The 19061-nt window shown below is 59.7% G+C and carries 21 protein-coding genes and 2 riboswitches; of the genes, 16 read left to right on the top strand and 5 right to left on the bottom strand.

Going from position 1 to position 19061, the window contains the following annotated elements; translation table 11 throughout:
• Positions 1-4: 4 nt before the first annotated feature.
• On the top strand, positions 5-676 hold the full coding sequence (locus PQQ86_RS20805) for a sterol desaturase family protein (protein ID WP_408270983.1): 672 nt from the start codon (positions 5-7) through the stop codon (positions 674-676).
• Between the two features lie 275 nt (positions 677-951).
• Positions 952-1266 carry a DUF6678 family protein gene (locus tag PQQ86_RS20810; protein ID WP_408279260.1) on the top strand — a complete coding sequence of 105 codons (315 nt, stop codon included), beginning with the start codon at positions 952-954 and terminating at the stop codon, positions 1264-1266.
• 260 nt (positions 1267-1526) lie between these two features.
• On the opposite strand, the gene PQQ86_RS20815 is transcribed toward PQQ86_RS20810, so the two are convergent.
• Both PQQ86_RS20815 and PQQ86_RS20820 read right to left on the bottom strand, forming a co-directional pair.
• Positions 1527-1898 (bottom strand): YciI family protein, encoded by a 372-nt coding sequence (locus tag PQQ86_RS20815; RefSeq protein ID WP_408270986.1) that lies wholly within the window; start codon positions 1896-1898, stop codon positions 1527-1529.
• A 365-nt stretch (positions 1899-2263) separates the two neighbouring features.
• Positions 2264-2839, bottom strand: coding sequence for a TetR/AcrR family transcriptional regulator (locus tag PQQ86_RS20820; protein WP_408270989.1), 576 nt, complete (start codon positions 2837-2839; stop codon positions 2264-2266).
• Between the two features lie 130 nt (positions 2840-2969).
• On the opposite strand from PQQ86_RS20820, the gene PQQ86_RS20825 reads away from it, so the two are divergent.
• From PQQ86_RS20825 to PQQ86_RS20855, 7 genes are all read left to right on the top strand, one after another.
• Positions 2970-3704 carry an SDR family NAD(P)-dependent oxidoreductase gene (locus tag PQQ86_RS20825; RefSeq protein WP_408279262.1) on the top strand — a complete coding sequence of 245 codons (735 nt, stop codon included), beginning with the start codon at positions 2970-2972 and terminating at the stop codon, positions 3702-3704.
• A gap of 104 nt (positions 3705-3808) precedes the next feature.
• The gene (locus tag PQQ86_RS20830; RefSeq protein ID WP_408270991.1) at positions 3809-4408 is read left to right on the top strand and encodes an NADPH-dependent F420 reductase; all 600 of its coding nucleotides are present in this window, start codon (positions 3809-3811) and stop codon (positions 4406-4408) included.
• 454 nt (positions 4409-4862) lie between these two features.
• Positions 4863-5324 carry a cupin domain-containing protein gene (locus PQQ86_RS20835; protein ID WP_408270993.1) on the top strand — a complete coding sequence of 154 codons (462 nt, stop codon included), beginning with the start codon at positions 4863-4865 and terminating at the stop codon, positions 5322-5324.
• 201 nt (positions 5325-5525) lie between these two features.
• A complete protein-coding gene (locus tag PQQ86_RS20840) occupies positions 5526-5978 on the top strand; it encodes a DUF2000 domain-containing protein (RefSeq protein ID WP_408270996.1) in 453 nt (150 codons plus the stop codon).
• Complete coding sequence (locus PQQ86_RS20845; protein WP_408270999.1) at positions 5975-6709, top strand: enoyl-CoA hydratase/isomerase family protein; 735 nt, start codon at positions 5975-5977, stop codon at positions 6707-6709. The genes PQQ86_RS20840 and PQQ86_RS20845 overlap by 4 nt, the downstream gene beginning before the upstream one ends.
• Positions 6702-7424 carry an NAD(P)H-dependent oxidoreductase gene (locus PQQ86_RS20850; protein ID WP_408271002.1) on the top strand — a complete coding sequence of 241 codons (723 nt, stop codon included), beginning with the start codon at positions 6702-6704 and terminating at the stop codon, positions 7422-7424. Before PQQ86_RS20845 ends, PQQ86_RS20850 begins: the two co-directional genes overlap by 8 nt.
• Positions 7421-8254 (top strand): AraC family transcriptional regulator, encoded by an 834-nt coding sequence (locus PQQ86_RS20855; protein ID WP_408271006.1) that lies wholly within the window; start codon positions 7421-7423, stop codon positions 8252-8254. Before PQQ86_RS20850 ends, PQQ86_RS20855 begins: the two co-directional genes overlap by 4 nt.
• A gap of 189 nt (positions 8255-8443) precedes the next feature.
• On the opposite strand, the gene mntP is transcribed toward PQQ86_RS20855, so the two are convergent.
• Positions 8444-9013: a manganese efflux pump MntP gene (gene mntP / locus PQQ86_RS20860; RefSeq protein WP_408271009.1), complete on the bottom strand. Its 570-nt coding sequence runs from the start codon at positions 9011-9013 to the stop codon at positions 8444-8446.
• A 10-nt stretch (positions 9014-9023) separates the two neighbouring features.
• Positions 9024-9190, bottom strand: a riboswitch (yybP-ykoY riboswitch).
• 113 nt (positions 9191-9303) lie between these two features.
• A riboswitch (yybP-ykoY riboswitch) is annotated at positions 9304-9491 on the top strand.
• A gap of 10 nt (positions 9492-9501) precedes the next feature.
• On the opposite strand from mntP, the gene PQQ86_RS20865 reads away from it, so the two are divergent.
• Positions 9502-10092: a TMEM165/GDT1 family protein gene (locus tag PQQ86_RS20865; RefSeq protein WP_154566686.1), complete on the top strand. Its 591-nt coding sequence runs from the start codon at positions 9502-9504 to the stop codon at positions 10090-10092.
• Positions 10093-10371: 279 nt separating this feature from the next.
• Positions 10372-12831, top strand: coding sequence for a putative bifunctional diguanylate cyclase/phosphodiesterase (locus PQQ86_RS20870; protein ID WP_408271012.1), 2460 nt, complete (start codon positions 10372-10374; stop codon positions 12829-12831).
• A 42-nt stretch (positions 12832-12873) separates the two neighbouring features.
• On the opposite strand, the gene PQQ86_RS20875 is transcribed toward PQQ86_RS20870, so the two are convergent.
• The gene (locus PQQ86_RS20875) at positions 12874-13629 is read right to left on the bottom strand and encodes a hypothetical protein (protein WP_408271014.1); all 756 of its coding nucleotides are present in this window, start codon (positions 13627-13629) and stop codon (positions 12874-12876) included.
• 198 nt (positions 13630-13827) lie between these two features.
• On the opposite strand from PQQ86_RS20875, the gene PQQ86_RS20880 reads away from it, so the two are divergent.
• The 4 genes from PQQ86_RS20880 (at position 13828) to PQQ86_RS20895 (ending at position 17314) form a co-directional block, all read left to right on the top strand.
• Positions 13828-14631: an anti-sigma factor family protein gene (locus PQQ86_RS20880; RefSeq protein ID WP_408271016.1), complete on the top strand. Its 804-nt coding sequence runs from the start codon at positions 13828-13830 to the stop codon at positions 14629-14631.
• Positions 14571-15632 carry a DUF1571 domain-containing protein gene (locus PQQ86_RS20885; protein ID WP_408271018.1) on the top strand — a complete coding sequence of 354 codons (1062 nt, stop codon included), beginning with the start codon at positions 14571-14573 and terminating at the stop codon, positions 15630-15632. Before PQQ86_RS20880 ends, PQQ86_RS20885 begins: the two co-directional genes overlap by 61 nt.
• A gap of 359 nt (positions 15633-15991) precedes the next feature.
• Complete coding sequence (locus PQQ86_RS20890) at positions 15992-16843, top strand: acetoacetate decarboxylase family protein (protein ID WP_408271021.1); 852 nt, start codon at positions 15992-15994, stop codon at positions 16841-16843.
• A 96-nt stretch (positions 16844-16939) separates the two neighbouring features.
• Entirely contained in the window at positions 16940-17314 is a 375-nt protein-coding gene (locus tag PQQ86_RS20895; RefSeq protein WP_408271024.1) for a tautomerase family protein, read from the top strand.
• A gap of 61 nt (positions 17315-17375) precedes the next feature.
• On the opposite strand, the gene PQQ86_RS20900 is transcribed toward PQQ86_RS20895, so the two are convergent.
• Entirely contained in the window at positions 17376-18095 is a 720-nt protein-coding gene (locus PQQ86_RS20900; protein ID WP_408279264.1) for an ABC transporter substrate-binding protein, read from the bottom strand.
• A 362-nt stretch (positions 18096-18457) separates the two neighbouring features.
• Here PQQ86_RS20900 and PQQ86_RS20905 point away from each other — a divergent pair, with 362 nt between their 5' ends.
• Positions 18458-18982 carry a thioesterase family protein gene (locus PQQ86_RS20905; RefSeq protein WP_200657951.1) on the top strand — a complete coding sequence of 175 codons (525 nt, stop codon included), beginning with the start codon at positions 18458-18460 and terminating at the stop codon, positions 18980-18982.
• The last annotated feature ends 79 nt before the right edge of the window (positions 18983-19061 follow it).

Consider the following 19061-nt stretch of genomic DNA (forward strand, 5'->3'; position numbering starts at 1 on the left):
GCGTGTGCGTACCTGGCCATTGCGGGTGTTGCTCATCAACGCCATCCAGGTTTGCGTCGTGATGCTTGCCGGCGTGACGTGGGAGCGATGGCTCTCGTCATGGTCAATCCTGGGGCTGTCACGGTATCTCGGACCGGTTGCTGGTGGCTTGTTAGCCTATTTCGTTGCTACCTTCGTTTTCTACTGGTGGCACCGCTGGCGCCATGAAAACGATCTGCTGTGGCGCGTTTTCCATCAGATACATCACAGCGCACAGCGACTCGAGGTCATCACGCCGTTTTACAAGCATCCCGGCGAGATGGTCGTGAATTCGATCATTGGCAGCCTGTTGGTCTTCACGTTCCTCGGGTTCTCGACCGAGGCGGCAGCTGTCTACACGTTTTGCACAGCCGTAGGAGAGTTTTTCTACCATACGAACGTCAGAACTCCACGCTGGGTCGGCTTCTTCTTCCAGCGTCCCGAGATGCACCGAATTCATCATCAGTGCGGCCGCCATAAGAACAACTACGGTGATATCCCATGGTGGGACATGTTGTTCGGGACTTACGAGAATCCGAGGGAGTGGCGCCACACGTGTGGATTCGATGAAGAGAAGGAGCAGCAGTTGATGAAAATGCTTGGTTACCGAGATGTGCACAAATCCGAGCGTAGTCTTGGGATACGACCGAAGCAGTGAGCACACATCGTGCTTCGGAAGGGCGATCGCGTGCGCCTGCTCAATGGCCATCATTCGGCATCCGAATAGGGCTGTCGAGTGTCCCGTGTGGGTTGGTTTATGTCTCGCATACCTGCGCGATCGGGGGCCGCATCGGCCCGGGTTCGGCCAGAAGCGGTCGTTCGACATTGCCCTCGGAATCGTCGACAATTTTGGGATATCCGGGACGCAGCGAGACTACGATCGATGCGTCCCGCGGCATCCAATCCATTTCATTCGACACTGAGGTAGACCGCGTGACTCCCGTTATGAACAACACGAAATGGGGCGAAATTCGAATCGGCATGCACGCGCTGGAAGGTCAGTCGCCTCGATTTCGTGTACGGAACCTCCAGAGCGGATACGTCAGCGCGTGGGACCGAGAATGGTTCTACCATTTTTTCGAGCATCACGAAGAAGACGAATGGGTCGAAGTCGAGGTGACCTCGCCGTCACAGCGCGAAGCCGTATTAGGTGTACTCAGATCTGTGCACGTTCCTGGTGTTGAGACGAAGAACGGCTTCAAAATTTTTAGCTACGTTGCCGAGGGGACTGAAGTCGACTACTTGTAGGGGGATCATTCGGCAGGAGTATGGGTGTTCAGGGGCCTGGCGCGGATCACAGAAACTGCGGATCCTAACGCAGTTCCCGGGCGAGCCTACCGCGTGTGGCTGGAACGACCGCTTCGGAGCCGTCTGTATGTCCGCCCAGGGTCGATCACAGGCGTCGCCGCTCGGCCCAGAAGCAGCATCGCCGCGATGACTCACGAAGCCATGAAGGTGTTTGAGGAGAACAGAACGCCAACGCATATTTGAGACACGCGTCCAAGCCCTCATCGAGCCCAGTAGAAATCCACGGGGATAAGCTCGACGACCCATCCACCTTCTTCGCCCAGCGTGGCCGCCGGGTGCATGGAGGCGATGCGCAACGCCTCGTCATGGGTATCCGCTTCGATGATGAACAGGCCGCCCACGACTTCCTTCGACTCGGTGTAGGGCCCATCGGTGACGTGCGTCTTGCCACTGCGCGGGCGGAGCGTCCTCCAGTTGTCCAGATCGCCAAGCGATGCGGAAATCAGTACCTTGCCGGTAGCCCGCATCTTGTCGTCCAATGTGGGGCATTGGCTCACCAATTTCTTGACGTCGTCTGGCGCCATCGCGGCGAATTTATCGGGGGTGAAGTAGGCCAAGCCGAGGTATTTCATGGGAGATCTCCTTTGGGTGTGAATAACCTGACGACGAAGCTGATGATCGAAAATCGACAATCTTCTGAAAAGTTTGTGGCGGGTCTCGCCAGACTGTCCGCTTTTGGGGTCGCGCGGTGCCGACCGCCGGGCTCGTGCTGCACATGCGGATCGCGTGAGGCAGAGGTCGGCCATGTGCGGTCGCTGGATAGTGCGATAGCTCAGCCGCTCCAACGTCTTATCGCCTTCGTTAACAGCCGCTCAAAACTCCCGACACGATCAGCTGCATTCGTCACCTTTGCCAAGACTTTTGTGCATAGTGTCGCCGGCGCCGGTCATAGAGGACGCCATCCGACGCAATGCAAACAACAATTCGTTGCACTCGGCTACGTTGCCTTCTTGATATCTTTGTCAGGCCGATTTGTCAGGATGGCGCTCGTAATAACATGAAAGAGATGATCCCCCCGTGGCGCGAATGCGGGCTGGCCGACGAGCCAGCCGAACGCCGACATCAGGGCGAACAGGTCGACCCCATCAATATCGGCGCGCGCCGTTCCCTCGGCTTGAGCGCGGAGCAGTAGTCGCGCGCCCGCTGAACGCAGCGCTGTGCTCGAAGCGTGAAGCGCGGAGTCCGGGTCCGCGTGCGCGGTCGCAAACAAGGCGCAAATACCGTTATAGGTATGAACGAATGCAACCCCTTCGCGAAACCAGGACACCAGCGCTTCGTCAGGTGGATTCGACGTTTCGAGTTCGGCTGCCTGCTGTATTAGTTCGTCCACGTTCATGCGCAGCAACGCTTCGAACAAGGCTTCTCGTGTCGGGAAATGGCGAAATAGTGTGGCCAACCCGACGTCGGCCCTGCGGGCGATATCTCGCATGGACGCGTCGGCACCATGCTCGGCGACGACGTCGCGCGCGATTTCAAGTAGATGGCTGTAATTCTTTCTGGCGTCAGCTCGCATAAATTGCCTTGACAATCGGATCAGTGATCCGAATATAATGAACCTGTATCCGGATCAGTGATCCACAAGATACAGCACATTTGTGCAGATGGGAACAGAGGCGCAGTACGACACCACGAAAGGAGATGTCATGGGAAAGCTTGAGGGTAAGGTTGCAGTCATCACGGGTGGATCGAGCGGCATGGCGCTGGCGAGCGCCAAGCGGTTCGTTGAAGAAGGCGCCTATGTTTTCATCACGGGCCGGAGGCAGGAGGCGCTCGACGAGGCCGTCGAGCTGATTGGCCGGAACGTGACCGGCGTGCGCGGCGACGCGGCCAATCTCGACGACCTCGACCGCCTGTTCGATACAGTCAAGCGGGAAAAGGGCAAGATCGACATCCTGTTCGCGAGCGCTGGCACGGGCGACGCCGTCCCACTGGGCGAGATTACCGAGCAGCACTTCGATGCGACCTTCGGTCTGAATACGCGCGGAACGCTGTTTGCGGTTCAGAAGGCGTTGCCGCTGTTCAACGATGGCGGATCGATCTTCATGACCGGGTCAGTTGCTTCGGTGAAAGGTTTTCCTGGTTATGGCGTGTATTCGGCGAGCAAGGCGGCGTTGCGCTCATTCGCACGCACCTGGCTTAACGAACTGAAGGGCAGGAATATCCGGGTGAACGTGCTGAGTCCGGGGCCGATCGCCACACCGATGCAGGACCAGGTTCTCACCGAGGAGGCGAAGCGGATGTTCGAATCCCTGATCCCGCGGGGAAAGATGGGTCGTCCTGAGGAAATTGCAACAGTCGCGCTGTTTCTTGCTTCAGAGGATTCGAGCTTCGTGAATGGGGTGGAGTTATCTGTCGATGGCGGCTTCTCGGCCATCTGAAATCGCGCCGAAAAGCGTGTAGAAGGACCTGTCAACTCGACGAAGATGATCCGATTTGTGTCGATAAATACGGGTTCCTTACCAATACTGAATGGAGAGTTGGCATGAGCTATTCGATTATTGGCTTTGGCGCGGTAGGTCAGGCACTCGCCCGAGCGTTTGCAAGAAAGAACATCGATGTGACAGTCGCCAGCCGGCGCCCTCCCGAGACGTTGATGCAGCAGGCACAAGCGATCGGCCCCACCGTTGTCCCCGGGACGCTGCAGGATGCAATCGCGTCCGACACCATCTTTCTGGCGGTTCCGTTTTGGGAACATCGCGAAGTCGCGAAGCGGATCACAACCTGGCAGGGCAAGACGATCATCGACATGACAAATGCTTTCGGTGTTCCCGTTGAAGACCTGGAAGGTCAGCCGTCGGCCGCGGTTGTCGCCAAAGCGTTTGCCGGCGCCAGGTTCGTAAAGGGCTTTAACCATCTGCCCGCTGCCGTTCTGGCCGCTGATCCGAGCGTGAATGGCGGCAGCCGCGTCGTGTTTTTGTCGAGCGATGACGAAAATGCGGTGGCACCGGTCGCTGCTTTGGCTGAACAACTCGGTTTCGCGCCGATTGCGCTAGGACTGCTCAAGGATGGCGGCTTGCTTGTCCAAGGCAGGGGGAATACTTGGGGTCAACTGATCTTCAAGGATCTCGTCAAGTTCAGATAGCGGGGCCTCACGACGAAGTCACAGCGGCCACGCGCATCGCTAAACGCGTGCTGGTGATCTGATCGAGATTCAGCTAGTGCCTCTGAGCGAGTGCATGACGGTCGCTGGCGACCCGCCGGCTGCGAGCGCCCGTACGGCAGACCTGATGCGGACGGATGTCCGCTCGGAATTGGAAAGCGGTCGTTGCCGACATGGTGACCCGAATGACGGCTCAGGGCCGAACTGAGCCGGTCACCACCCGGCTGAGTTCGGCCGGTTTGAAACGTTCGACGCCATCGCGTAGATCATCGACAATCGGTTCGCGGCGATACTGGCAAATGACTTCACAGAATGCTTGGCTGGCTCTTCCAGCAGCTTCCCGTAGCTCGGACAGTTGGAAGGCAATTCCTGCTCTGGAACATGCCCGCGGAACTTTGCTGAGTCAATTTGTCAATGCGGATTTACGGAGCCTCACATGCCCAAGATCAACATCGCCGATGTACCAGAACGTCAAGGTACGAGTTATCCACCACCGTTTGATGTAGCCTGCGCCGATCGGATACGCCAGCGACTAGGCAACGCCGGCGGACTCGGTGATTTCGGTGTCAATCTTATGCGCTTACCACCGGGCAATTGGTCGAGCCAACGCCATTGGCACTCTGCCGAAGACGAATTTGTCTACGTCCTGGAAGGCGAGCTTACTTTGATCGAAGACGACGGCGAAACGGTGCTCCAGGCCGGCGACTGTGCTGCCTTTCCAAAAAACACCGGTAACGCCCATCACATGATTAACAAGTCGAACCTGATGGCCGTTTATCTCGAAGTCGGCTCGCGGTCGCCAACGGATGTCATTACGTGCTCCGACATTGACATGATGAGCCCCAGTGTCGACGGCCGGTTTTTGCATAAAGATGGCACGTCGTACTCCGATTCTTGAGGATCAACCAACATTCTGATTGACGACTTGAAGCCTCATTCTTATATGCTACTGGCGTTGGGTTGTCCGCCACAAATGAGGTGGAAGTCCGGGCATGTCATCGTCGTCGATATGATCTCGGCTAGTTGCAAGATCGTTCAATACTTTTCGCCCGTATCTACCTAGCATTCCCTCCATCGCTTAACTCTCTGGAGAGATGCTTTGTTATTACAAAACGAACCAGGCGGCGCTAACGCCATTGAAGCCCCGCTCGAGCCGGTGCGTTGTGTCATCGTCGTGGACGAAGCGCTTCCTCCTGGTAAAGCCTCGAACGCGGCCGCAGTGGTGGCGTTCACGCTGGGCCAGCGCCACAGCCATCTCGTCGGCGAGTCCTTGCGAGAACAGGACGGGACGGCGCACCCTGGTCTCATTCCCATTGGCATCCCGGTTCTCAAGGCCACGGCTGATCAGTTGAACGCGCTGCGCCAGAAATCGCTGGCGTACTGCGACGTGGTCGACTTTCCTGTACAAGGACAGGCCACCGTCGACTACGACGCCTTTTTGCACGCGGTGCGCGTGCTGCCGGGCGAGTCCCTCCAGTACCTGGCAGTCGGACTGGTCGGGCCCAGAAAGAAGGTCGGCAAATTGGTCGGCGGCTTCGCCCTGTTCGCATGATGAGCGGAAACCTCACCGCGGAGCTCCATGGCCAGGTCTGGTCCGTAGGCATAGACCGCCCAGAAAAGCGCAATGCGCTCAACGGCCCTCTGTTCGAAGCGTTGGCAAATGCCTTGCGTCTTGCGCAAGGAGACGTGCGCGTTCATTGCGTACTGCTTCACGGAACCAGCGAATGTTTTTGCTCGGGCCACGACAAGGCCGAGTTCGGTTCCTTGTGGCCGCAGGCAGCCGACGGCGCGGTCGTGCGCTGCATCAAGGCCTTCGCGGATCAGCCCAAGCCGCTCGTGGCAGCCGTCAACGGCGCGGCGGTCGGGTTTGGTGCCACGTTGCTGCTGCACGCCGACTGGGTGGTCGCCGGCGAGGGGGCTATGTTCCGCTTTCCGTTTGCCGATCTCGGTATCGTGCCTGAAGCCGGCGCAACCGCATTACTGGCCCGCCGGGTGGGCGATTTGTGCGCACGCGACTGGCTCATGAGCGGCCGGCCGATAACGGCCGCGGAGGCATTGCAGCGGGGCTTCGTTTCGCGCGTGGTGCCAGACGCGGATGTGCGCGCAACTGCCGACGAATACTGCGCGCTGCTATCCGCCAAGCCACCAACAGCGTTGCAAAGTATGCGGCGTCTGTTGCTTGAGGGCGCCACGCTGCCAGCCATCGAAGCCATCCAGCGCGAGCTTGCCCACCTGAACGCCTTCATTCCTGCCGTTACCTGGCGCTCGATCCCTCATGCATAAAGTTCACGTCGTCCACGCCCACCCGGAGCCGCGCTCCTTCTGCACGGCCATGGCCCATGAAGCCCAACGCCTGCTGGAGTTGCGCGGCGATGACGTGAGTTTTTCAGACCTCTATGCGCTCAACTTCGATCCCGTGGTGCGCAGCAGCGATTTCGCCGAGCGCGCCAACAGCGACTACCTCGTCTACGCCAAGGAGCAGCGCCATGCACTTGAGCGCAACGCTCTTGCGCCCGACATCCAGCGGGAAGTCGACGCACTGCTGGCCAGTGATACGCTGGTGCTGGTGTTTCCGCTCTACTGGTTTTCGGTGCCTGCGCTTATCAAGGGATGGATCGACCGCTGCTTCCTGTCCGGCGCGCTTTACGGCGGCAAGCGCATCTACGGTCGCGGCGGCATGGTCGGCAAGCGCGCGGTGGTCGGGGTAAGCCTGGGCGGCCGGGAGCACATGTTCGGGCCGCAAGGCATACATGGCGAACTTGCAGGCGGCATGCTGCGTCACCTGCTACAGGGGACCTTGGGTTACGTCGGTTATGAAGTGCTCGAGCCGTTCTTTGCCTGGCACATTCCATACTGTTCGCACGCTCAGCGAGTCGACACGCTCAAGCGTTGGAGCGACTTCGTCACCCGACTCGAAGAGCAGCCTCGCATGCCGATGCCGCGGCTAGAGGAATATGATGAGATCTTCCAGCCACTTCCAGGGGCAGCCTCGCCATGAATACCACTGGAGCGACGAAGTCGATCAAGCTCTGGCACGCGCCAGACGTCATGGACGCCGTCATGCTCAAGGGCCAGTTCGTCGGCCACCGCTATCCGCCGCATACGCACGACACGCACTGCCTTGCGGTGATTACGGGTGGTGCGCTGGCGGTCGAGGTTCGGGACCAGCGACGCGTATGCCGCCGTGGCGACGTGATCGTCATCGATGCCGACGTAGTCCACTCCGGTTCGGCCGCCGACAATGGGAAATGGAAGATGCGCGTGGCACATGTGCAGCCCGCGGCGCTCGCCGCCTATTGCGAGAGACTCGGCATTCCCCGACGCGAGCGGTTTGAGATACCGAGTCCGTTTGTCGTCGACGCTGAACTGTCACAGCAGCTTTACGGCGTGAACTGGTGTTCCGAGGTGGATGAGGACCGCTTCAAGCGCAGTGAAACGCTGGCCCGCGCCGTGATTGGCTTACATGCCCGGCACGCGGGCCGGTATGCCGCTCTGCCCGCAGTGCGCAGCGAGCCTGCGCTAGTGCGCGCGATCAAGTCCCGTCTGCGCGACGAACTGCACGCACAGCTGACCTTGTCGACGCTTGCGTGCGAATTTGGCGTGACGCCTTTCGTGCTGCTGCGCGCCTTTGTGCGCGACGCGGGATTGAGTCCACATGCCTTCCAGCAACAGGAGCGCGTGCGCAGTGCGATGCCGTTGTTGCGGGCCGGCAGGCCCATTGCGGAGGTGGGCGCGCGAATGGGTTTTGCCGATCAATCGCACTTCACGCGCGTGTTCAAGCAGCAGACTGGCGTGACGCCGAAGGTCTATCAGGCCGCCTTCAAATGATGCGGCGTTCCTGCCGCCGTCTCCCAAATGTTGCAGGTCTCCTACGGGGACATCGAAAGTGCCCTTTGGCCCGAGCGCGTCAATGCGCTGGTCTCGGTGAGCGGCTCCAACGCGCAGCTTGTCGAATTTGGCGAACCGGCTTTGCTTGAGCCGCTGTCGTACTAGAGGCCTTGGACTCACGATCGACGTTTAGCCGAAGAACTTAAGGTGTTCAGCAAGTATGGTGCCGCCGATCCCGATCAGCACCACGCCGCCCGCCATCTCTGCACGCCTGCCCGCGACGTGGCCAATGACACGACCGAGCATCACACCGATCGTGACCATCGCCATGGTGGCGAGACCGATCGCTGCTGCTGTCGAATAGATGTTGATGTCGACAAAGGCGAGGCCCGCGCCGACCGCCATCGCATCGATACTCGTGGCGAAACCCGTCAATGCCAGCAACCAGAACGAATGGGATGCTGGCTTCGTCTCCGCGACGTCTTTCGCCGTAAAGCTGTTGAACACCATACGAGCGCCGAGAACGAGCAGCAGCGTAAACGCGATCCAGTGATCCCATGCGGAGACGTACTGGGCTGCTGCTTTACCCAGGAACCATCCGATCAAAGGCGTCAGTGCCTCGATGACCCCGAAGATGAGTCCCGTCCTGATGGCTTCGCGCCAGTGAGGACGGTTGAGCGTGGCGCCTTTGCCGATTGCCGCTGCAAAGGCATCGGTAGACATGGCGAAAGCAAGGAATAGCGTTGCGACAGGATTCATAAGAGGAGTGGCTCAAGGTCGGGCGGAAAACCGCGACACACCGCCGCGCCCGACCGGTCGCGTGGTGTGTCGATGGTCTTGTCAACCAAAGGGCTGCCTGCACCACGGTCTGCGCGACCGAGTATGTTGACGCAGGCGCTTCTGGGTAGAAGCCGGCTACTCCCCAAAGACAAGGGCGAGCTTATCACGGCCGAAAGGCATTCGTAATAATTGGCGCGCGCAGCAATGCTCAACTGCGAAAAGCGCTATTGTGGCGACTTGCTTACGTAACGCATGGCGCGATAGAATCGCGCCTGCTCATTGGGGAGTAGCCGCCTCGAACGCCATGTTCGAGGGCGCACGTCAACATACTTGGCGAGTCGAAAGACCCGCTATGGCGTGCGCAGCTAAATGCCTGGCAAGACCGATGACTCGCATTCCGACCTAACCGGGTCGCCGGAATGCGCGTCATCGCGGTTTTTCTGCGCGGCCCGGATACAACAACCCCCATGCAATCCTTCCTCATTTCGACCAGTGTGGTCGGCCTTGCTGAAATCGGCGACAAGACTCAACTCTTGTCCCTGGTATTGGCAGCGCGATATCGCAAGCCCATTCCCATCATCCTTGGTGTTTTTGTCGCTACCCTCATCAACCATGGTGCATCTGGCGCACTCGGCGCATGGCTTGCGAGCGTTCTGAGTCCGGGCATTCTGAACTGGGCGGTTGTCGCGTCATTCGCCGTGATGGCCGTGTGGATTCTCGTTCCGGACAAGTTGGACGACGCCGACGCGGTTTTGACGAAAAACTCAATGGGGGTGTTCGGCACAACCGCGCTTACATTTTTTCTCGCCGAAATGGGCGACAAGACCCAAATCGTCACGATTGCTCTCGCGGCGCGCTTTCACGAGTTCTTCGGGGTCGTTGCGGGTACGACACTCGGCATGATGTTGGCCAATGTGCCCGTTATCTACCTGGGACACAAATTCGCCGATCGCCTGCCAACAAAGGCGGTCCACATTCTCGCCGCCATCATCTTCGTTGTTCTAGGTGGTCTTGCCCTTAGGACCGCGCTGTACCCGCAAGCGCATCCGTTGTTCTAGTCCGAGGCTGACGAGCGCACTGCACTCCACCACCGCGAGACCTTTAGAAAAAACCGGAGCTTGCCGTTAATAAGCGGTGGTCCGACATAACGCGGACCGGGATCGGAGTCGTCCGTCATTTACTCGGTTCGAAATCAACGAACGAACCGAGCGATGCTTCGGATCACGACTTCCGGATGCGCACGTCGTCAACGGGCAGACTGACACTTTCAGTTTCCTTTCGTCCAACCTGCTCGAACAGGTCACCTCGTCGACGTGCCGTTCCACATCGGAGCAATCGTGACCAGACAGAAGGGCACCCAAAGGCGTCGATACCTGTGGCGCCGCAACGCAGCAGAAGACCGAGTTGAGCAGACATCGTCGAACGTGCCTCCCGCGCGGCGCACGGCAGTGTTTGGTCTCGTCCTCGTTCTGTTGAGCGTGCCGCTCCTGGCCTTCTGGGGAGCGTATGAAAGCTTGAGTGCCGGTTTCGCCGCGCAAGCCGCCAACGAGGCGGATAACGCATTCGAGGAAGCTCGCTATAGCGTTGCGTGGGAGGAATCGGCCGAACGCAAGTACTTCCAGGATCCACGCCCGGAGGTTCTGCGCGAGCACCGCGAGGCCGGTGAAGCACTCGACGCGGCGCTGAAGAAGGCAATGGCACTTGAGCCTGACAGCGGCGCGATGCTGCGCGCCCTGCTGGAGAAGCACGCGAAGTATCGATCGTTCGCCAAGCCGATGTTCAAGGCCGTCGACGATCACGATATCGCGAGAGCTAATGAGATCGACGAGGACTCGGCCGATCCGCTCTTCGGCGATATCGAGCAAAAGGTCCTCGCAGCAGCGGCACAGCATCGCGACGACGCGACGAAGCAACTCGAACGGCTCGTTGCGGTACAACGGATCGTCCTGATATCGACCCCTGTAGTGCTAGCGATCGGCGTGGGCCTTGCGCTGCTGTTTCTTCAGATGCTGCGGCGCATTCGCAAGAACGCAGATGCGGCTGCCCAGGACGCGCTGCGCACGAGCGAACAGAGGCTGCAGGCGCTTGTCGCCAACACGTCGGATGCGATACTCGTTTCCGACGTCACCGGGACTGTGACTTACGAGGCGCCGACGCGAAGACCGGACCCCTTGAAGAACATGGGCCAGCTCGTCGGCACCAGTCTGCTCGATCCGATTCATCCCATTGACCGTCCCACGCTGCAGGGCCTGTTGGAGACCGTGTCGTCGACGGCTCGATCCACGAAATCCATCGAGATTCGTACTCGAGGCGAAGGCGATGCGTGGCGCTATATTCAGCTTACCTTGACGAATCTGCTCGACGAACCGGCCGTCGGCGCAATCGTGGCGACCGCGAGCGACACCACCGAAAGAAAGAACTTTGAGGAGCAGCTCGCGCGACGGGCGTTCTACGATACGCTCACCTCGTTACCGAACCGCGCACTGCTGCTCGATCGTATTAGCCAGGCCGAAGCTCGCGCGCGTGAGCGTAATGCGATGATCGGTGTCGTTTTCATCGACCTGGACAACTTCAAGCGGGTGAACGACAGTCTCGGACATCACGTGGGAGACCGGCTGCTGATCGCAGCGGCCAAGCGTCTCGAAGGATGTGTTCGCCCGACCGACACCGTTGCGCGACTGGGTGGAGACGAGTTCGTCATCCTGCTGGAACATCTGGGGAGTGAAGCGACGAACGAAGGAACCCTGGTCGCGGACAACATTCTTGCGCAATTCAGTCAGCCGTTTGATCTCGACAACAAACAGTACATCGTCAGCGCGAGCGTCGGGCTGGCATTCGCGCACGCCGGCCGTGGCCGCGGCGATGCGGACACGTTGTTGCGGGACGCCGACGTTGCCATGTACCGAGCCAAGAACGGCGGGAAGGGCCGCTACGTGGTTTTCGAAGAGAACATGCACGCTGAAGCAGTCAAGAAGCTGGAGATTGAAACGGACCTGCGTTACGCGATCGAGCATCGCGATCTACGCGTGTATTTCCAGCCCATCATGCAGCTTCAGGAGGCAGGGTTCCGGGAAATGGAGGCGCTCGTGCGGTGGCAGCACCCCACGCGAGGTTTGTTGCCGCCGTCCGAGTTCATTGCGATTGCGGAAGAGAGCGGTCTGATCATTCCGCTCGGACGATACGTCCTGGAAGAGGCTTGCCTGCAAGTCGCCCGCTGGCAACGTGAGTTCCCAGCAGAACCGCCGCTGCAGATTAGCGTCAATCTCTCGCCTCGGCAGTTCGATGACCCCAACCTCGTTGCCGACGTGGCCGCGGCGTTGTCCAACGCTCACATCGAGGCAACCTCGCTGAAACTGGAGGTCACGGAGGGTCTGATCATGCGGGATACCGAAAAGAGTATCGAGACGCTCCAGAAGCTGAAAGACTTTGGCGTCACAATCGCAATCGATGACTTTGGCACGGGCTATTCATCGCTCAGTTATCTTCGCAGGCTGCCGCTGGACGTGCTGAAGATCGACCGATCCTTTGTTCAGGGCATTGGCACGAGTGCGGAAGACGATGCGATCGTTCGAGCAGTGATTTCCATGGCGCAGTCACTTGGACTGGCCGTGACGGCCGAGGGGATTGAAACGAGTGAGCAGGCAAGGCTCCTGCGGGAGTGGTCCTGCCAGACTGGACAGGGTTATCTTTTTTCACGGCCTCTGCCTGCGGAGGAGTTCACCGCGTTGTTTCGCACGAGTTCACCCAGCTCCAGTCGCAGCCATTCTGCGGGCGACTTCACCATGGAGTTGCTCTGACCTATGCGCGGGTGGTGTCGGTTGAGCATGTGTCGTATCGTCTCACATCATGCCGCCCGTGCTTCCAGTGCCGCCTACCCCGGTTCCACCGGTCCCGTTTGTGCCGGCACCTGGCGACGTCGCAATCGGATGTGTGGCTCCCATCGTAGTGATAAGTGAGACGGCGGCTGCGTCCGGTTCGCCGTTGGTGTCGATTGCGCCAAGAGCAAGGAGCGCTTCGAGATCGCTATCCTCGCCCGGCTGACCGACTGTGAATGTGGTGGTCAGAAAATTGGCGGTGGAAAGCGTAACACCGTACTTTTGCTGCAGATTCTGGACGACGGCGGCCTGCGCAGTCAGAACGTTTGTCTGATTCTGCAGCGTCTGCTGAAACTGTATGTTCGTCGCGAAGCCGGCGATGAGCCCGCTTTCATTCGTTCCGAGTTGCGCCGCCAGATACGACAACATCAGATCAGTCTCCGGCGTGACGTTGTACGTGCCGCCGGTGAACGCTGCGGAGTGCAGCGTCGTCCCGCCCGAAGTCGCAGCGATCATGCACGGCATTACGGCGCCGAATGCCGCGTGGTAGTTTCCGTTCGCATCTGCTGAGACCGACATCGAGCCCCGCGCGCAGTTGATGCTGATCGTCGCGTTCGCGAGTGCCTTGCCGGTTGCCGCCGTACCGGTGATCGAAACCATCGACGGGCTGCTCGCGCTTCCACCACCACCTCCTCCTCCGCAGCCAGCGAACAACGCAACGGATGCAATTAGCAGCCCCGCGCTGACAGAACGGGTGACGTGCTGTTGTCGAGTGCTCATCGAAGTCTGCCGGTGGTTCGTATGTCGTCTAAACGATTTTGCAGTGGCGTCTATTCCATCTTTCGCGCAGTTCCTGATGGAATATAGCGGCCCCGCCGTACGTTTATTGGGGGCGTCAACGCTAGAAATGATGCATGGCGCCCTGCGCGACATTCCATCATCACGCGGCATCCGGTTGGGGGAAGTTTGAAACGAACCATGAACGACCATGGAGACCGAACGAGGCGGGGCTCGGGCGACCCGGATTTGCGGCCGCTATCGGCATTTGCCGACGATGAACTGTCCGCCAGGGAGCACGAGACCACGCTCGTTCGGCTGACCACCAACCCTCGGGCGGCCGAGCGCGTGGCGAACTATCGCGCGCAAAAAGCAGCGCTGACAGCGCTGTTCGGAGACCCGCTAGACGATGCGCGTTGTATCGTCGTGCGCCACCGCACGCCGTGGTGGCAGCAGGCCGGCGTGGCGGCATCGTGCGTGGCGATGGGCGTAGCGCTCGGCTCGGCACCCGGTTGGACGTCGGCGAATTTCGCGGCCAACCCACCCGTGTTCGCGAAGCGCGCCGACATCGCTTTCGCGGTGTATGCGCCTGAGCAACGCCACCCCGTAGAAGTAGCGGCGCCGCAACGCGATCAACTGGTTGACTGGCTGTCACGGCGCCTTGGTCAGCGGTTGTCGGTGCCTTCGCTTCGGGAATATGGCTATGCGTTGATCGGCGGTCGCCTGCTGCCCGGGGAGACCGGCTCTGCCGCGCAATTCATGTATCAGAACACGGCCGGCGCCCGGCTTACGATGTACGTTGCAGGGGTTCCAAAAGACGCGACGGCGTTCCGTCTGTTTCGTGACGGTGATCGCAGCACGTTCTACTGGGAGAGTCAGGGGACGGGATGCGCGTTGACTGGCCTCGTCTCAGAGGTGCAATTGCGATCCATGGCGATCGACGCATGCAGCATGCTCGGACAGGCGTTCAGAAGCCGGGAAACCAGCGGCGGTTTGAACCCATGATGCTTTGCGGAGCGCGTATTTCCGATCATCCGGCAAGGAGCACCCTGCCGGCCGCAGGTTGGCAGGCAACCGTGCGGACATTGCTGTGCGCGTTCGCGTTGACTTGCCTGTTTGTCTCAACGGACGTTCATGCCCAATCGACCAACCCGATTACGCCGGCTTCATCCGGTAGATCGATGGGATGCGCCGATGTCGCCACGTCGGATACCGTGAGTGTGGATGTCAACCGGTTCCGGTGTCTCGCGGCTCGCGATCAGGCGGCTTCGTTGCGAACGTGGATTGAAAGCCGCTCGCTTCTGTCCCTCACCGACGCTCAAATCCTCTCTCTGATGGACGCGATGAAGCCGGACGCCTTCGTCGAGTACGCGAGGTCCGGCATGGTTCCCGACGACGCCTGCGAATACAGGATGTTCCGCCAGGAGCGGATATCCGGAAGATGGTCCGACCGGCCCGATCACATGGTTGTCCGCTACCAGGACACCCCTCGAAAAGTCTACGCAAAATGGCTACCCGACGGCGCCCATGCGGGACAGGAGATTCTCTACGACGAAACAAGAGATCCTGACAGCATCGTCGGTCATCTCGGCGGCGCGCTGCATATCGTGTCGGGCAAGGTCGCCATCGACGGCACGTTCGCACACACCCAGTCCCGCCATAGTGTCCGCGATCTCGGCCTGCAGTACATTGCGCGCACCATCGAGCACGATGCCCACAGCTTTCGTGAAGAGGGCCTGACTGAAAAACCGACCCGTATCGAACTCATGAACGTGCACGGCGCGCGCTTGCTTGCATGGACATGGACTGCTCCTTCCGGGCCGCCGGCGCACTATGCGCAGCGCGTGAGACTGCTATTCGATCTTCAGCACCCCTGGCCCAGTGGCGAAGCCGCGTGGAACGAACGCGGCGACCTGGTGGAGATGATCCGTTTCGAAGACGTCGTGCCTCACCACTGGAGCGATTCGATTTTCGACCGACGTAACCCAGAATACGGTTTCCACTGAGGACGTACCCAGCGAAACGTTGGGCGTCAGTTGTTGCACGCGGTTTATGTGAAGGTCGACAGGCCGATGTCCAGCACGTGAACGGCGTCGCTTCGGCGTCGGCAAGCTTGCGGGAGAAAGCGCGGACTTTGCGTGAGGCGATGTCGATATTCCCTGTCGAGCATGACGTGAGTAAATCCTGAAAGCGGACATCACTGCTGTGCGGTCGTGCGATTTCTAAAGCAGTAGCAGGCGAGCCACGGCACTATTACCTCACGCGCGCCGCGCCGGATCGAGCGCTACGGTGGATCGCATTCTGGCCGCGCGTTGTGTCCTCGAACGGTCTGCGTCAAGTGATACGCGGCGTCCGCAGGAAACGCATGGATTCCACGTACAGCGACTTCTCGTCGCGCCGATCAAGGAGAAGCGAGATGCCTAAAGCGTTTTCGGTCCCTATTACTCCGCAAGGAAAGTCTGCACTGGCGACGCTGCCGCCGTGGCACTATTCTAGCGACTGTCTCGCCATCGAATACTGGGCGGACCAGAAAGCGATCGCGGCGCTCCTTCCCCCGGGCGTCACGGTGGACGAGAAATCTGGCGGCCGGGCCTTCTTCTGGTTTCTGGATTGGCAGTTCACGGGTTCCAATGACGAATTGACGGACCCGGCCCGGTATCAATACCGCGAGGCTTTCGTTCTGGTCGAGGCGGTCTTCGACGGTGTTCCGGTCAACTACTGCCCATACATCTTCGTCGATAACGATGCCGCCATCGCCCGCGGATGGGCGCAGGGGTTTCCAAAGAAGCTCGCCAGCGTCTACCAGACTCGCAGTTTCTCCGCGCCCAGTCTGGCAGCTGCGCCGCTTGCAAAGGGAAGCCGCTTTGGTGCGAGCGTGTCCGCGCATGGTGAGCGACTGGCGACCGCCCGCATCCAGCTTGAGGAACCTGTCGCCGACCCGACGACCGTGTTCAACCGGCCAACGACGATGCGCCGTTATTTTCCTCAACTCGCAGCGGGACTTCAGGAGAAGCCACCGCTCGATGAACTGACCATGTCGCTCACGGACAATCTCGCGATCGTTGACGTGTGGGCTGGGTCGGCGGAACTGAAGATTCCCGAAGTCGCCGGTGAGGACATGAACCTGATTGCGCCCGTGCGCGTCGGGCGGGGTTATCGGCTCGGTATGGCGTACTCCGTGACCGACCTGCGCATTCTGAAGAACTACGTCGAATGATCGTTTGGGCGCCCCTATGCGTTAGCAAGGGGCCCGGTTAAGAGGGGGCGCTTTCGATGCGAGCGCCCGTGAAACATCAGTCCAGGAGTCGCTCTCATGCCGCTCTACACCTTGACTACCCAGCACGGCGCACTCAGCAGTGACGCTAAGGCCAAGCTCGCGATGGAACTGACGACCCTGCATTCCGAATTTGCGGGCGTGCCGAAAAACTGGGTGCATATTGTGTTTCAGGACTATGCGCCGGGCAGCGGGTTCACCGCCGGAGAACCGGCGGCAACCGCTGCGCTCACGCTCTTGATGCGGGCCGGACGCCCACCTGAATACAAGCGGGAGCTGATACAGCGTCTTTGGAAACTGTTTCAGACCGCGACGGGAGCGCCCGATGATCAAATTGTCGTCGGCATTCAGGACGTACCGGCCAGTCAGGCGATGGAGATGGGACAGGTCATGCCGGACGTCGCCAACGAATAGGGTGAGGGGGTAGTGGTAGTGGTAGTGGTAGTGCACCTAAAAGGCACATACGCGTGGTGCGCTACTCGTCGTTGTTTGCGACTGCCGCACCCGCGATGTGATGCCGCGCCAGCGACGCCGCTACGAAGCCCGACGCCTTCATGTCCTCAACGAACTTCGACAGATACGCGGCCGCTTCATCGCCCCTGGCCTTCGGCACGCCCATTGCCTGACGGATCACCATGAAGCGCTGGTCCAGCAACCGCAATCCGCCCGCTTTAGCGGCGTCTTTTTCGAGCTGTTGCTTGACGCCTGCAGCCACGTCCAGATGCTGATCCAGAAAACCTTGCACGACCGCCGGTGACGTTGGAATCCGGACGATTGTCGCGTGATGCAGTTCGCGCGTCAGAAACAGATCGTAGGCGCTGCCTTTGCCGACTGCGACCGTCACGCCGGGTTGATCGACACCCTCGTTGGTGGTGATCGGCGAGCTGTTGCGCACGAGATAAAAACCTTCGATCAGCACGTACGGTTTGGTGAAAGCGATTTCCTGTCCGCGCTTCGGATCGACAGCGAAGAACCCGATGTCCGCCTTGTCCTGATTGACGTTTTCAACCGATTCACCCGCCGACTTGACCGCGACCAGTTGCAGCGGCACGCCAAGTCGTTTGGCTAATTCGGTGGCGAGATCGACAGACACGCCGACTGGTTTGCCCGTCGCCGGATCAAGACTTGCCAGAACCGGATTGCCGAGATTGATCGACGCGCGCAGCGTGCCGCTCGGCGCGAACACCATCGCCATCGATGCACTCGCATCTTTCGTTTGCGCGACAGCGGGCGTTGGTACGGGCACGGACAAGACCGCACTTGACGCCATTAAAGCTGCCAATGTTTTGACCACGCCGCTACGGCGTTTTGCGATTGAAGGCTTTGTCATCTTGGGTCGACCTTGATTAGCGTGTCAGAGCGATATTAGCCTGGCATTTGTCGAAAGGTGTGCGCAGGCAATTTATCCCTACGTCGTGATTCGCCACGGCATGTCGCATCTTTTCGAGTGAGTGTTCTACAGATTTGCCTCACCGTCTGCGTCCCGGATCTTGTCTGTGCGACTACCATTCACGTCTTTGTGCTGCGCGCGGCGCCTTCCTATCATCGGGTTTTCGCATGAGTCTACTAATTCGTTTGCTGCTTTTGTTAATCACCAGTCGTGGCCGGAGTCGGCTGCAGGTGCTCGACACGTGTGTCACGCCCTTTCGGGTGTGGCTCAATGACCTCGATGTCTTGCTTCATATGAACAACGGCCGCTACTTCACGATCCTCGATCTGGCGCGCGTAGATCTGATGATGCGTAGTGGCCTGTGGCGGCAATTGAAGGCGCAAGGCTGGTATCCAGTCGTCACACTGGAAACGATGCGTTTTCATCGGTCGCTCGAGCTTGGCGACCGCTATAACGTCCAGACTCGCGTTATCGGTTGGGATGAGAAGCACATCTTCATCGAACAAGGATTCGTGCGCGATGATGTGCAGGTTGCACTGGCCGTCGTGCGAGCACGGTTCCTGAAGCGAAGCGGTGGCGTTGTGACGACTGCAGAGTTGCTGGAACTGTCGGAGATTACGCAGCCGTCGCCGGAGTTGCCCGGATGGGTTGCGAGGTGGAGTGAGGCCGAAGGAGGGATGGCGCTTACGTAGCCTTCTTTTTGTGGGCAGGTCGCCTGACGAATCGTCCACTATCGCGGCTCCTGGCCGAGGGCGTGCGAAAACGCATTGA

The organism is Paraburkholderia sediminicola (assembly GCF_046026675.1).
GTDB classification, from domain to species: domain Bacteria; phylum Pseudomonadota; class Gammaproteobacteria; order Burkholderiales; family Burkholderiaceae; genus Paraburkholderia; species Paraburkholderia sediminicola_F.